We start from the raw sequence: 13546 nt of genomic DNA, 5'->3' as shown, positions 1-13546 counted from the left end.
GCTAATATGGCAATGCAAACGATCGTGCATACGGATAGAGATTTTAGAGAGCTTTTGCATAAGCATAGCCTAAAATCTACGCCGCAAAGACTAGCGATTTTGCGGCTAATCCAAAAAAATGGGCATATAGGTGTAAAAGAGATTTATGCGCATATTAGGAAGTTGCACCCAAGTATTTCTCTAGCGACTGTGTATGAAAATATCGCCACGCTTAGTGAAGCGGATATTTTGCGAGAGATTAAGCCCCCAAATCAAAAGCAAAAATACGAGCTAGCAAGCGATAAGCATATTCATGTGAGCTGTGAGAAGTGTGGCAAGTTGCAAGATGTGTATGTCGATGCAAAAGATTTGCTAGATAAATGTATGGATAAGAGTGGGTATAGGCTTTTTGATGTATCAGCTGTTTGTATTGGTGTGTGCGATACTTGTGCTACGGAAGCGGATCAATGACAATTACTGATGTGTCCTTGGTGTTTGGGAATCTCTATGTAGCGGTATTTATCGTTGGATTTATAGGGGCGATCACGCCCGGACCAGATATTTTACTCATCTTGCGTAATACCATTAGCTTTGGAGCTAAACCCGCCTTTATCGCTCTTGGTGGGATTATTTGCGGGTGGTTGGTGTATCTTGGGTGCGTGTATTTTGGATTTGCGCATATAATGAGCACTCCCATAGCACAGGGCTTGCTTAGTGTGTTTGGTGCGCTCTATCTAGGCTATATTAGCTATAAGATTTTGCGCGCTCCGGCTATGTCTAATAGCGAGTTCGCACAGATTTTAGGAGCAAATACACAGGCAAAGCCAGCGGGGTTTTTTCAGGCTCTAGGGGTCAATCTCTCTAATCCCAAGGCGATTTTGTTTTTTGTCGTGGTGGTGGCTCCCTTTGCAGGGAGTGGGTTTGAGCTAGGGCTTTTTGTGCTGTTTTGTTCGCTTGTGTGTGGGTTTGTGGGGGTGATTTTAGTCGGGCTATATGTGCGCAAATGGCTTAATGCTCGCGTGTTTTTGTGGATTGATCGCATAAGTGCGGTGCTGTTTATTATCTTTGCTTGCGCGCTTTTTTATAGAGGGGTGGATATTTTCTTGCAATTATAGCTCTAGGAAATTTTGCAAGATTTGCAAGCCTGTATTATGGCTTTTTTCTGGGTGGGGCTGGATACCTAGGATATTGTCTTTTGCGATTATGGCGGGGAATCTATCGCCATAATCACACACACCAAGCGCGACACTCTCATCGCGCAAGCACGCGTGGTAAGAATGCACGAAATATAAAAATGCCCCATTATCAATACCGCGCAAAAGTGTGTGTGCAGTGCCGCTTTGTGTGAAAAAGCACTGATTCCAGCCGATGTGTGGAAGCCTAGGCGCATTGGCAAAGCGCACAATCTCGCCTGCTATAAGCCCAAGCCCTTGATGCTCTCCAAACTCATAGCTTGTATCAAAAAGTAGCTGCATACCCAAGCATACACCTAGGATATAGCGACCGCGTTTTGCATATTGTGTGATTGCTTCATCAAAGCCTTTTTGCCTAATGACCGCACACACATCGCCAAATGCCCCGACTCCGGGCAAAATCAGCTTGTCATATAGGTGTAGCTCATCGGGATTTTTGACACATACAGCTTCTTGATGCAAGCTTGCAAAGGCATTGCGCAAGCTGCCTAGATTCCCCGCGCCATAGTCGATGATCCCAAGCTTCATCGCGCTAAAACTTCCTGACATCGCGCACACAATCCCCCTTCGCGTGCTGCCATATATCGCCAGCAACGCTCGCAGCGATAGCCCGCGCTTGTAGAAAGCCTAAAAGTCTTGCCATTTAGCGTAAAGCTACTTATCTGCTCTTTTGGGGCATATTCACTTAGGATAAGCCATTGTGCCACTTCTGTAAAGTCCCCAAAATCCCCTTCTATACATAGCTCAAGCCCGGATTTAATGCGCTTATCCTTTTTTAGCGTGTCAAGTAGCTCGCTGCATTTATCGCGTAGCTGGATAGCAAAGTCAAAGTCAGCTTCTGGCTCCACATCATAGAGTGCGATTATGCGCAAATCAAACACATCGCGTGATCCTTGTCGCACAATCTCTGGGGCGTGCTGCAAGACTTCATTGATCGTGTAGGTAAGGATTGGCGCAAGCAAGGCACATAGATTGCTAGCGATTGCTGCCATTACGCTTTGCTTCGCCCTGCGCCCCTTGTCATCGGCACTATCGCAGTATAGGCTGTCTTTACACAAATCAAGGTAGATCCCGCTTAGATCATTGGTGATAAAGTGCATAAGTGTTTGCAAGCCGCTTGCAAAGTTATAATTAGCAAACTCCTCTTGCACGCGCAAAAAGTGGATTCTAGCAAGCTTTATGATAAAGCGATCAATTTGGCTTAGGTCCTTAGGGTCGCTTAGGGTTTGCAAGTCATTGCAGTTTGCTAGCAAGAATCGCAGCGTATTGCGGAGCTTTTTATACTGCTCGCCTACTTGTTGCAAGATATTTTTAGAGATTTTTTGATCGTTTTGGTAGTCGCTTAGTGCGACCCACAGGCGCAAGATCTCGCTACCAGAGCTTTTTAGCACCTCTTGTGGGAGGATTACATTGCCTTTAGATTTACTCATTTTTTCACCGCGCTCATCCATTGTAAAGCCGTGCGTCAGCACTGATTTATATGGTGCTATGCCTTGAAGTGCGCAGCTTAGCAGCAAAGAGCTTTGAAACCACCCTCTATGCTGATCGCTACCTTCTAAATACATATCTGCTGGGAAATTACCTGCATCGTAGAATCCACTTTTTAGCACGCCAAACCAAGTGCTGCCGCTATCAAACCACACATCAAGGATATGTTGGCATTTTTCTAGCTCACTTGCTCTGTGCTTGTGGGATTCTGGGAGCAGCTTGGCATTATCTAGCTCCCACCATACATCACAGCCCTTTTTGCTAAATATCTCGCCAATATGCGCTAGCACACTAGAATCCAATATCGCTTTGCCGCTAGATTTTTCGACAAAAAATGCAATAGGCACGCCCCACGCCCGCTGCCTAGAGATACACCAATCAGGGCGGTTTTCTATCATTGTGCGGATTCTGTTGCGTCCGGATTCTGGGTAGAATTTCGTTTTTTCAATGGCTTCTAGGGCGACTTGTCGCAGAGTTTTGCCATTATGATAGGGCTTGTCCATAAGGATAAACCACTGCTTTGTCGCGCGGTAGATCACAGGCTCGTGTGTGCGCCAGCAGTGTGGGTAGGAGTGGATAAACTTCGCGCTTTTTAGCAAATGCTCCCCAAGCAATGGCAGGATTTTTTCATTGGCGTCAAATACACGCATACCGATGAACTGCCCCACATCTTCTGCCCTAAAGAGCCCCTTTTCGCGCAAGCTCTCATCATAGCAGCCTCTATCATCAACAGGCATAAGCACTTCTAGCTCATATTTCAAGCAAGCAAAGTAGTCTTCCTCCCCGTGTCCGGGCGCACTATGCACAAGCCCACTTCCACCGCTCATTAGCACATGCTCACCTACAATGAGTAGCGACTCTCTGCCATTTAGCGGATTTATGGCGCGATAGTTTTCAAAGCTGCTGCCTTGCAGCTCCGCTAGAATCTTGCCCTTGCTTATGCCCTCTTGCACAATGGATTCTAGCAAGGCTTTGGCGATGATATAGCCTTCTTGTGTGATGATATAGCTCTCATTTGGGTGCAAGCAGATGGCTTGATTTGCCGGAAGTGTCCAAGGTGTAGTTGTCCAAATCACTGCTTGGATAGGTTTATGCGTGGCAAGAGTGTCAAGCTTTAGGGCTTGTAGGCTCTCTTTGGTGAGTGGGAATCCCACAAAGATTGAATGATCTTCTTTGTCTTTATACTCTACCTCTGCTTCTGCGAGAGCAGATCTAGCCGCCCAGCTCCAAAAAATTGGCTTTGATCGCTCAGCTAGCAAGCCTTTTTGCGCGACTTGTGCTAGCACTTGATAAATGCTAGCTTCAAAGCCAAAATCCATTGTTTTATATGGATTAGCAAAGTCCCCAAGCACGCCTAAGTCTTTAAACTCTTGCATTTGGATTGAGAGAAACTTTTGCGCGTGCTTCCTGCATAGTGCGCGGAAAGCACTTGTAGAGAGAGAAGATTTGCTCTGCTCTTTTTCTACTTGCTGCTCTATGGGCAGTCCGTGGCAGTCCCAGCCCGGCGTGTATCGCACGCTTTGTCCCTTGAAGTAATGTAACTTTATGATGATGTCTTTTAGGATCTTATTGAGTGCGTGTCCTATGTGTAAATGCCCATTGGCATAGGGCGGACCATCGTGCAGGGTGAAAGAGTCTTTGCTATTTTGGCGATTAGCACACATTGTGTTGTAGGCATATTGATTGGCGTTCCAAGTTTGGTAGGTTTGTGGCTCGTTTTGTGGGAGATTACCGCGCATTGGGAAAGTGGTGCTTGGGAGCAATAATGTGTCTTTATAATCCATACCCTATGTCCTTTGATGTGTTTGGTGTGGGAATTTAGCCGCGCATTGTAACAAAACTTAGCTTAAAGGCATAAGCCCTAGTCTCGCGCATTGCACAAGCATAAGCAGAAATGCACCCTCGCACCAGAATCCACGCACACAGATATGGCTTCGCTAAAGCTTGTGCCTGTGGTGATGATGTCATCGACTATGATGAGATCCTTTGCCTTAGCAGTGTAGGAGAGCCCTCGCTTGTTGGCTTGGCGGTAGGCAAGAGATTTGCCGGCATAAGAGACTTGATTATCTGCTTTAAGCTGCCCATAGAGAGCTTTCATCGCTGTGCGCTTGGCAAAGGAGCGCATAATCACGCCTGTATGGGAGTAATAGCTCCTTACAAAATCATCGATCCCTATGAGCGTGAGTGTGTGCAGGGCTTGTGTATCGCTGAAAGTGTGCGCGAAATAGTGCGCGGCTTTGTCGCTTAGGCACGCTAGGATTCTAGAGCCTATAGTGTAGTATTTGGCATTAAGCAAGTAGCTCACATCATCATAGCCATAAAAGCAATAGACCTTAATGCCCATCACCTCTCGCACGCTAGGGCGTAAAGGGATAGAATCTAAACAGCCTTGGCATAGCACGCTTAGGCAAAATCTCCCGCAAGTTAGGCATTTCATCAAAAGTGGATTCTAGCGCGATCCCATAGCGTGCGTGATATGCGCACAAAGCTCTTGCGTGATTGTGGCTATGTCGTTTGCAGCATTGATGTGTATGGTGTGCTTAGCGGTGTTGCAAGCAGCGCGGATAATGCGATCTTGAATATCTAGGAGATACTCTATACCGCGTGTTTCTATGGCATCTTTAGTCTTTGTGCTTAGGCGATCTTGCAAAGTAGCTTTATCAATCACAAACACAAAGCACAGATCCGGCACGATCCCTTGTGTGCTAAGGAGATTGATCGCTTGAGATTCTGGCAGGTCTTTGGCATAGGCGATCCCAGAGATGAGTGAGCGATCGGCTATGATTAAGCGATCAAGATTTGGCTTAATGACTTTGGCGATATGCTCGGCGCGATCCGCTAGGAATAAGAAAAATTCCGCTTCTTTGCTAATGGGGCTGTGGCTAATGGAATCACCGCTTGTATGATGTGCGTGTAAAATGATGTCCCTAAGTGTCGCACCAAGTGCGCTGCCACCGGGCTCTTTGGTGAAAATCGCTTGCGGGAAATGCTCGCGCAGGGCTGCTATTTGCGTGCTTTTGCCGCAAGTGTCTATGCCTTCTAGTGCTACATACATTGTGTGCGCTCCAAAATGTAGTGAAATACGGATTCTGGGATTAGGTGGGAGATTTTGCCATTATGCTCTAGGATATTGCGCACGATAGAGGAGCTGATGAAAGCGTGCTGCAAGGTCGGCATAAGATAAATGGTATCAAGCTGTGGGTTTAGCGAGGTGTTGGTATAGCCCATTTGCAATTCGTATTCAAAATCACTCACCACACGCAAGCCACGGATTAGGAATCTAGCATTGTGCGCTTTGGCAAGATCAGCAAGCAGCCCACCAAAGGATATGCACGCAACATTGCTAAAATCTTTTGTAGCAAGCTGTGCCATCTCAAGCCGCTCTTGGACACTAAAGCGTGGATTTTTACTCGCAGAGTGTGCGATGGCTACAAGCACAGAGTCAAAAAGCTCGCTACTGCGCTTGATGATGTCTAGGTGTCCATTTGTAAGGGGATCAAAAGTGCCCGGATATATGCCAATTGGGTGCTTCATCGCTTGTCTTTTTTGGAGCTTTTTGTGCCGCTTTTTTGGGGGGCGGATTGTTTGGCAGGGTGCTTATCTCCTTGCTCGCCCCAGCGGGTGTAGAGAGTATTTGGGATATGCAAAATATCTAGCCATTTGCCATAGAGAAAACGCTCCATTTCTTGGAGATTTTTAGGATAAGAGTAGTAGGCGATGATGGGTGGGGCGATGATTACTTGTAGCATTGCTAGCTTGTGGAGATGCTCGCAGGCAATGGCATTGAGCGGCATTTCCCTAGGGGCTAGCAAGAGAGTTTTGCGCTCTTTTATCATCACGCTTGCTGTGCGTGTAAGCAGCGTATCGCTAATGCCGCAAGCAATTTTAGCAAGTGCGTCCATACTTGTAGGGATAATCGCCATAATCTTTGCGCCAAAGCTCCCAGAAGCCACCGGCGCACCGATGTCATCATCACTCCAAATCCGCACATCTTCGCGCACAGCTTGCAAAGTGGATTCTAGCTGCTTGGCATTAAGCCCTAGCTCGTATTTGGCGCATTCTATCACGCCCCTTGAGATGATGATATGCACGCTAAAATCCTTTGGCAAATGCGCCAAAAAGCCTTGAGCTAGCTGCACGCCACTCGCCCCACTAATGCCTAAAATAAATTTCTTTCCCACTAGAATCCTTTTTTAGCTTTAGCCTGTGTTGCGCAAGCCCTGTGCGATGCCGATGATTGTGGAGTGGATTTGCTCCATTAGGCGTGCGCGCTTGGCTTCATAGGGGGTGCTTAGATATTGCTTGATAAGCTCAATTTGCAAGAGATTTAGCGTCATCACAGAATCATTGCGCAAGAAAATGGACTTTTGCAAAGTAGGCTCATTATCAAGCAAATTGCTCTCTTGGCGGATAGCAAGGAGCATTTGGGCGGTTTTGTCGTATTCTTGTGTGATTTGACTCCAAATCGCTTGGGCTATGGCAGGGTCTTGCACGAAGTCATTATACTGCTTGGCGATACATAGATCCACTTTCAAAAAGGCTTGCGAGATATTGCTAATAGTCGCGGCGAAAAATTCGGATTCTGCGTAGCATTCTTGTAGGGCTACTAGATCCACGGCACTAAGCGCACTGCCTAGTCCATACCACGCGGGGATTATGGAGCGATTTTGCGTCCAAGCAAACACCCAAGGGATCGCGCGTAAATCCTCCACTCTTGTGGTGTCTTTGCGCTTGCTGGGGCGAGAGCCTAGGTTTAGCTGCTGGATAAAAGCTAGCGGCGTGGCGGCTTTGAAGTAGTCGATAAAGCCTTGTGTCTCATACACGAGCTTGCGATAGGTTTTGTAGGAAATATGTGAGAGCTGCTCCATAAGCTGTTTGTGCTGGGCATTGATAGAGCATTTTGCAGCGATTGTGGGCGTTGTAGCGAGATTTTCTTGTGCGCAAAACACATCATAGCTTGTCTTTTTCAGCAGGGCTGCCATTGTGGTAGAGAGAAAAAACTGCGCTGAAGAGCTATTTAGGTATTTAGAGCTAATGACCTCGCCTTGCTCTGTTGTCTTTAAAAACCCTTGCACGCTTCTAGGTGGAGAGGCTAGCAGGGCGGATTCTAGTGTGCCTCCGCCGCGACTCACACTCCCGCCTCTGCCGTGGAATAGCACAAATCCTACGCCAAGCTCGCTCTCTAGTGCCTTTAGCTCTTGGATCGCGCCATAGAGACTATAATTGCTCGCAAAGATCCCGCCATCTTTACTAGAATCCGAATATCCCACCATAATTTCTTGCTGCATACCAAGATCGCGCAAATAGTGCGAGTAGTGTGGGTTTGCCACAAGTGTGCGCATAATCCCACCCGCCCGGTTTAGATCATCAATCGTCTCAAAAAGCGGCGTGATAGCAATGCGTGCGCGTAGCTTGTCTTCTTGTGTGCTATCCATACTAGAATCCACTTTTGTAGAATCCGCCTTTGCCCCTATCATCTCTTGCGACGCTCTTTTGCTTGGCTTCCAAAGCCCGGTCTGCTTGGCAAACCACAGCACACAAAGCAAATCGCTCGCATCAGTGGTCATTGATAGGATAAAGGTTTTTAGGATATTTTCGTTAATGTATTTTTTCCCCCAAGCTATGCGCATAAAAATTTCAATAACATTTTGCGTGCTTTCACTTAGCTGCTCTTGAATCGTGCCTAGCTCCATTTTAGGGCGTGCTAGCGCGGCATTTAGCACCTCTATCTTGCGCTCTTCTTTATAGCGCATAAAGTCATTATCACATAGTCCAAGCAAGCACAGAATCTCACTAAGTGCTTGGGCGAAAATATCCTTATGCTCTCTAAAATCTAAGCGCATAAGGTGAAATCCACCCAAAAGCACAAAGCGTCTAAATTGGCGCAAATATTTACTAGAGATGTTATCAAGGCTTTCTATGAGCATATCTGCATCATTGATCAGCTCTTGTGGGCAGGAGTAGGTGTGCATAATCGCGCTAGGAGCATTGACATAGACAAGGCGATTTTGGAGCTTTTTTATCATTACATAGAGTTTGGCTCGGATCGGCTCGCTAGCGCAGCCTTGCGCGGTTTTTTCATCAAGGATTGCAATGTCTTTTTGAATGGATTTGCTAAGTCTTGGGGAGAGCTGCACGCAGTCATTATGGATAGATAGCTCACGCACAAGTCGCTCTAGCTTTTTGATATAGAATTTGATGATGAGTTTATGCTGGATTTTCATCACTTCAATCATCAAATCATTTGTAACAAATGGATTCCCATCTCTATCGCCGCCTATCCAGCTTCCTAGGCGTATGGGGGAGTGCTTGAGCGGGTGATCTAGCATAGTTTCGATGTATTCAAGCACCTTTTGGCTTGAAGGTAAGATAGAGTTCTCTACGATGAAAAGTAAATTATCTAGCTCAAAAAGCACTTCGATTTTTTGCGTGCGCACGAGATTGGTCTGCCAAAGTAGGTGGAGTCGGTATAGGATATGGTCTTTTGCCTTTGTGTCCCCTAGCTCAAAGATCTTGCGTAAATCTTGCGTGATCTCAGAATGCGCTTCTAAAAATGTCCTACGCCTAGATTCTGTGGGGTGGGCGGTAAAGACGGGGTAGAAGCAGATGGATTCTAGGATTGTATCAAGATCTTGCCTATCAAATCCCTTGTGCAAGAGATCATCATAGGCATCTTGCATACGATCTAGAGGCTTTTCTCGATTGATATTAAATCGCTCTTCTACAATGTTGATTAGGATATTGTAGAGTGATAGGGCTTTGATGATTTCTAGTGTTTTACCAGCGCGATTGATGATGTGCAGCTCTTCGCGGATAGCTTGGAAGTTGGATTGATCTTTGGTGGTGTTGGTGCTAGCTTGGAGCTTAGAGTGTAATGATAGAAAAAAGTCGCACACTTCTTTATCAACTTGCTCTAGCATTTCTATCATAATTTCACGGATAAATTGGATTTCTTTATCAAGTGATTGCTTATCTAGGGTTTTAGCATAGCTCATATCTCCTCCTTTGTAGCGTTTAGGATAGCAAGATTAAGAGCCTCTAAGCTGCTCTAATCGCTCGCGCTTTGTGCCTATATCTGTGATTTGTATGCCGAAGTTTCCATCGACAATCACCACTTCACCTTTGGCTATGACTTTATCATCAATAAGCACCTCTAAAGGATCATTTGCTAGCTGATTAAGCTCTACAACGCTGCCTATATCCATAGAGATGACATCTTTTAAAAGCATCTTTTTTTGCCCTATGCGGACTTTAACGGTTAGTTTAACATCAAGCAGCATACCGATATTGCGGATTTCATCGGGGTGGAGCATTGAGCGTGATTGACCATCGCCCATAGTATCTGCTTGACCCTCGCTCGCATCTGCCTTGAAGAGCTGCAAAAATGACGGAGACACAAGGAAAAATGTATTAGAGTTGATAGAATTAAGCGAGAAAGAAAACTCATAGGCTTCTGTAAAACCGCCAAGTGAGTTAGCGTTTTGTATGATTTCTATTTTTTGTGGGGCGAAGCTGATTTTAGGAAGATCTTTTTGCGATCCCATAGCCGTAGATACCGCGCCTAGAATGTTGGAGTTGATTTCTTTTAGCGCGTCTAGATCATCATTAGTCGCTTCTGGCTGGCTCTGTCCATCGCCCCCTAGCATAAGGTCTGATAAGGCGGTGGTAAGATCGATTGGATTGATTATGGCTATGGTGCCGATAGTATCACCTGTGAAGCTGATGGTTGTTATCGCGCAAGGAAAATTCTTCACCAAATCAGCCACAGCCCCGCTCTTGACATTTGCGATAGTAGGTGTGCTGCCTGTGAGCCCTTCTATGGTTTGTGTCGCTTCTTGGGCAAGAAGTTTGATGAATTGTTCCATTTATAATCCTTTAGCGTGCGTTACAAAAGTGGATTCTAGCATTTCTACTCTATCATTCTTCTTCATCATCGTCTTCTTCATCATCGATTTTGTTTTTACGCTGGGTTTCTAGCATTTCTAGAATCTCTTTGACCTTGTCTTTTTCTGTCAGGATTTCTTCTTGGATCTTTATGCTCTTGCGGAAGCGTTGCAAGCCAATAGTGGCAAGGTATTTATCTCTGCCATCAATGCTTACAATCACATCATTGCTCGCAGTTTCATTAAGCCGTATGACATCGCCACTTTGGAGATCTAGCACTTCTTTTAGGCTTAGATTTGTCCCACCGATAAATGCTTCGACATTGACATCAGCCCCACCGATTAGAGCTTGCAGCTCTTTGTTGCGAGACTTTTTACTGCTAGTTTCACCTAGCATTAAGTCCCTGCTGCCAAGGCGTGGTAGCACGGTTTCAAGCGAGATAACAGGATAGCAAATATTGATCATACCGCTACTATGCCCGATGATAAGCTCCATAACCACCATAATGACAATTTCATTTTGCGCCACGATTTGCACGACATTGGGGCTTGACTCTTTGGCATCAATGCTGGGGAACATATCTGTTACAGAGCTCCACGCGTCCTTTAGCGTCTGCATAATCTGGCGCAAAATCGTATCAAGCAAATTGATCTCAATATCGCTAAACTCTCGTGAATTATCATAGGGATCGCCCTTACCACCTAGAAGCCTATCAATCATAGGGAAGACAATGCTAGGATTTATCTCTAAAACCCCTGTGCCATCAAGAGGCTTCATAGAAAAGACATTGAAGCTCGTGGGGCTTGGCAGACTCATTAGAAACTCACCATAAGTCATTTGATCGACACTATGGAGCTGGATTTCTACAATGGAGCGCATAATCGCTGAGATTTGGCTAGAGAGTGCGCGAGCCATTTTGTCGTGGATCGAGCGGAAAGCACGCAACTGCTCCTTGCTAACGCGATTTGGTCGCTTGAAGTCATAGAGCGTTACGGACTTTTGCGGGAGGATATCTTGCTTTTGGAGTGCCTCATCGCTCTCGCCATCATCGACAGCTTCAAGTAGCGCATCAATTTCTTCTTGACTTAGTATATCAGCCATTATCTTTCTCCCAAGCTATTGCGGATTTTTTTAATCACTTCTTTGGTGATTTGTGAGATTCTGGATTCTGTGATGTTTAGGATCTCTTTGATTTCGCTCAAATTTAGCTCCTCTAAGAAGTAAAGCTGGATAATGAGCTGCTCGCGCTTTGAAAAGCTTTTTAGGACATTGTGGATTTTTTCTATCAATTCTTCTTTTTCTAGTTTGTCGATGATATTGGTAGGCTCCATTAGGTTGTATTGCTCATCGATTGGCACTAGCATATAAATATCTGAAGCGATTTTTGCTTCTTTGATCTTTTCCACGCTCTCGCCAAGCACACTAGAGAGATACTCATCGCTTGGCTCTTCTTCGTGCTCATTGAAGTATTTACTCACCTCTATATCAATTGCCTTAATAAGCTTGCGATTGGCGCGTGAGATGACATCAAGCGAGCGCAAGTAATCAAGCATAGCCCCATACACGCGCGATTTAGCATAGCCCCAAAAGGAGTCATTCAAGCCTTCATCATATCGCCTAGCAAGCTTGATAAGCTCCTCTGTGCCAATAGAGATAAGCTCGCTTACTTCAAGATGAGATGGTAGCCGCTCTTTCATACGATATGCCATAGCCTTGACAGCCGGGAGATATTGTATCGCTAGCTGATCTTGAGAGAATTGCTTCTCATTTGCATAGCCGTTGCTTCTCACTTTTGCGCCTTTTTCTTGGAGACTTCTTTGTCTTCTGTGAAGTCAAAGTTACTGATAAACTGCCTAATGGCACGCGCCTGCCGCTCTGTTTGATCAAACTCACTATCAAAATACTCTAGCTGTCGCTCGATAAGCTCTTTATTAGCAAGCATAGAACGCTTAGGCTCTATGATATAGATATATATCGCTGCCATTGTGAGTGAGATCAAATACATAGAGATCGTTACGACAATAGTCATAAAGAGCATATGCTCTGGCTCTTCAAATTTCATAATCCCAATGGCAAGCCCTATGAAAAAGCCCGAGACAACAGAGAGATTGATAAAATTTGATACACGCATAGTAGTCCTTTACAAATATCCTAGCAAACGCTTAAAAAAGCTTCCAATGCTTTTCTTAGGTGTGTTAAGCATATTATGTTCCACTTTGTTGATGAGATTTTGCGCGACCTCTTGCATTGTGAGTGAGAAGATATTGTGTGGCTCGCTCTGGCAGATGAGCTTTCTGTGTAAAATCGCCTTTTTTACCGCGGCATTATGCTCAAAGCCTCCAAGAAGTGTGAGCGAGAGATTGGGGATATTTGCCTTAGCGACATTAGCGATTGTGGTGAAAACTTGATTGATTTGATTGCTTGAAGAAGCCATATTTACAAGCATCATACATTCATTAGTAAATTTTGAACTCACCTTTAGCATAGCATAGGCATCGGCTTTGGCACTTGGCTCTGGGGTAGTGATGACAATGATATGATCGCTTGCTTGCAAAAATGCCTGCGTCAGCGTGCTAATCCCAGCTCCCGTATCGACTATCACATAATCAAAGAGATCCCAAATCGCCGCCTCACTAGCAAAATCTGCTAGCATACTTGAAGCAGAATATTTAAGGATCTCCTCCCCACTATCGCCCGGGATTAGATATAGCCCTTTGCTAATCTCATAGACCACTTCTTTAAAATCCGCCTGCCCTTTAAGCGCGTGCAAGATATTTTTCTCTGTTTTTACGCCAAAGATTAGATCAAGATTTGCTAGCCCAATGTCTGCATCAAAGACCCCGACTTTGTATCCTAGCTTATTAAGCGAGTAGGCGAGATTTGCCGAGATATTGGACTTGCCTACACCGCCCTTGCCTGAAGTTATGGCGATGAATTTTGCGGTGCTTTTTTTGCTATTTTGCATCATAGATTCTAGGTTGGCGGCTTGATTTCTCTGCATA

The 13546-nt window shown here is 45.4% G+C and carries 14 protein-coding genes; 2 read left to right on the top strand and 12 right to left on the bottom strand.

All coding sequences use genetic code 11. From position 1 onward, the window contains the following. Positions 1 to 6 precede the first annotated feature (6 nt). Together DX060_RS09935 and DX060_RS09930 are read left to right on the top strand one after the other, a co-directional pair. Positions 7 to 450, top strand: a complete 444-nt coding sequence (locus DX060_RS09935) for a Fur family transcriptional regulator (RefSeq protein ID WP_258552334.1) — start codon at positions 7 to 9, stop codon at positions 448 to 450. After that, positions 447 to 1094 carry a LysE family translocator gene (locus tag DX060_RS09930; protein WP_115012401.1) on the top strand — a complete coding sequence of 216 codons (648 nt, stop codon included), beginning with the start codon at positions 447 to 449 and terminating at the stop codon, positions 1092 to 1094. The genes DX060_RS09935 and DX060_RS09930 overlap by 4 nt, the downstream gene beginning before the upstream one ends. Here the strand turns inward: DX060_RS09930 and hisH are convergent. The 12 genes from hisH to DX060_RS09870 form a co-directional block, all read right to left on the bottom strand. Then, positions 1089 to 1721: an imidazole glycerol phosphate synthase subunit HisH gene (gene hisH / locus DX060_RS09925; protein WP_258552337.1), complete on the bottom strand. Its 633-nt coding sequence runs from the start codon at positions 1719 to 1721 to the stop codon at positions 1089 to 1091. The genes DX060_RS09930 and hisH overlap by 6 nt on opposite strands. Then, the gene (ileS, locus tag DX060_RS09920) at positions 1697 to 4444 is read right to left on the bottom strand and encodes an isoleucine--tRNA ligase (RefSeq protein WP_115012399.1); all 2748 of its coding nucleotides are present in this window, start codon (positions 4442 to 4444) and stop codon (positions 1697 to 1699) included. Before ileS ends, hisH begins: the two co-directional genes overlap by 25 nt. Positions 4445 to 4521: 77 nt before the next feature. Beyond that, positions 4522 to 5100, bottom strand: coding sequence for a hypothetical protein (locus tag DX060_RS09915; RefSeq protein ID WP_181814306.1), 579 nt, complete (start codon positions 5098 to 5100; stop codon positions 4522 to 4524). A gap of 9 nt (positions 5101 to 5109) precedes the next feature. Continuing rightward, positions 5110 to 5715, bottom strand: coding sequence for a dTMP kinase (gene tmk / locus DX060_RS09910; RefSeq protein WP_115012397.1), 606 nt, complete (start codon positions 5713 to 5715; stop codon positions 5110 to 5112). Continuing rightward, on the bottom strand, positions 5706 to 6194 hold the full coding sequence (gene coaD, locus DX060_RS09905; RefSeq protein ID WP_115012396.1) for a pantetheine-phosphate adenylyltransferase: 489 nt from the start codon (positions 6192 to 6194) through the stop codon (positions 5706 to 5708). The genes tmk and coaD overlap by 10 nt, the downstream gene beginning before the upstream one ends. After that, positions 6191 to 6841, bottom strand: coding sequence for a UbiX family flavin prenyltransferase (locus DX060_RS09900; RefSeq protein WP_115012395.1), 651 nt, complete (start codon positions 6839 to 6841; stop codon positions 6191 to 6193). Before DX060_RS09900 ends, coaD begins: the two co-directional genes overlap by 4 nt. Positions 6842 to 6859: 18 nt before the next feature. Continuing rightward, positions 6860 to 9655, bottom strand: coding sequence for a phosphoenolpyruvate carboxylase (locus DX060_RS09895; protein WP_115012394.1), 2796 nt, complete (start codon positions 9653 to 9655; stop codon positions 6860 to 6862). 33 nt (positions 9656 to 9688) lie between these two features. Next, positions 9689 to 10525 (bottom strand): flagellar motor switch protein FliY, encoded by an 837-nt coding sequence (fliY, locus tag DX060_RS09890; RefSeq protein WP_115012393.1) that lies wholly within the window; start codon positions 10523 to 10525, stop codon positions 9689 to 9691. A gap of 52 nt (positions 10526 to 10577) precedes the next feature. Next, complete coding sequence (fliM, locus tag DX060_RS09885; RefSeq protein WP_115012392.1) at positions 10578 to 11645, bottom strand: flagellar motor switch protein FliM; 1068 nt, start codon at positions 11643 to 11645, stop codon at positions 10578 to 10580. After that, a complete protein-coding gene (locus DX060_RS09880) occupies positions 11645 to 12334 on the bottom strand; it encodes an RNA polymerase sigma factor FliA (protein WP_115012391.1) in 690 nt (229 codons plus the stop codon). The genes fliM and DX060_RS09880 overlap by 1 nt, the downstream gene beginning before the upstream one ends. Beyond that, a complete protein-coding gene (locus tag DX060_RS09875; RefSeq protein ID WP_115012390.1) occupies positions 12331 to 12675 on the bottom strand; it encodes a hypothetical protein in 345 nt (114 codons plus the stop codon). The genes DX060_RS09880 and DX060_RS09875 overlap by 4 nt, the downstream gene beginning before the upstream one ends. Before the next feature lie 9 nt (positions 12676 to 12684). Then, positions 12685 to 13545 carry a P-loop NTPase gene (locus tag DX060_RS09870; RefSeq protein ID WP_115012389.1) on the bottom strand — a complete coding sequence of 287 codons (861 nt, stop codon included), beginning with the start codon at positions 13543 to 13545 and terminating at the stop codon, positions 12685 to 12687. Position 13546: the final 1 nt, after the last annotated feature.

Origin of the sequence: Helicobacter canis, assembly GCF_900451095.1 — a bacterium.
In the GTDB taxonomy this organism is placed as follows: domain Bacteria; phylum Campylobacterota; class Campylobacteria; order Campylobacterales; family Helicobacteraceae; genus Helicobacter_B; species Helicobacter_B zhangjianzhongii.
The sequence above is the reverse complement of the archived record's forward strand: the minus strand, read 5'-3'. Positions and strand labels throughout refer to the sequence as shown.

Bases quoted from the DNA above. Each gene is read 5' to 3' on its own strand.
- DX060_RS09935 (WP_258552334.1), top strand. From the start codon at position 7: ATGGCAATGCAAACGATCGTGCATACGGATAGAGATTTTAGAGAGCTT.
- DX060_RS09930 (WP_115012401.1), top strand. From the start codon at position 447: ATGACAATTACTGATGTGTCCTTGGTGTTTGGGAATCTCTATGTAGCG.
- hisH (WP_258552337.1), bottom strand. From the start codon at position 1,721: ATGTCAGGAAGTTTTAGCGCGATGAAGCTTGGGATCATCGACTATGGC.
- ileS (WP_115012399.1), bottom strand. From the start codon at position 4,444: ATGGATTATAAAGACACATTATTGCTCCCAAGCACCACTTTCCCAATG.
- tmk (WP_115012397.1), bottom strand. From the start codon at position 5,715: ATGTATGTAGCACTAGAAGGCATAGACACTTGCGGCAAAAGCACGCAA.
- coaD (WP_115012396.1), bottom strand. From the start codon at position 6,194: ATGAAGCACCCAATTGGCATATATCCGGGCACTTTTGATCCCCTTACA.
- DX060_RS09895 (WP_115012394.1), bottom strand. From the start codon at position 9,655: ATGAGCTATGCTAAAACCCTAGATAAGCAATCACTTGATAAAGAAATC.
- fliY (WP_115012393.1), bottom strand. From the start codon at position 10,525: ATGGAACAATTCATCAAACTTCTTGCCCAAGAAGCGACACAAACCATA.
- fliM (WP_115012392.1), bottom strand. From the start codon at position 11,645: ATGGCTGATATACTAAGTCAAGAAGAAATTGATGCGCTACTTGAAGCT.
- DX060_RS09875 (WP_115012390.1), bottom strand. From the start codon at position 12,675: ATGCGTGTATCAAATTTTATCAATCTCTCTGTTGTCTCGGGCTTTTTC.
- DX060_RS09870 (WP_115012389.1), bottom strand. From the start codon at position 13,545: ATGCAGAGAAATCAAGCCGCCAACCTAGAATCTATGATGCAAAATAGC.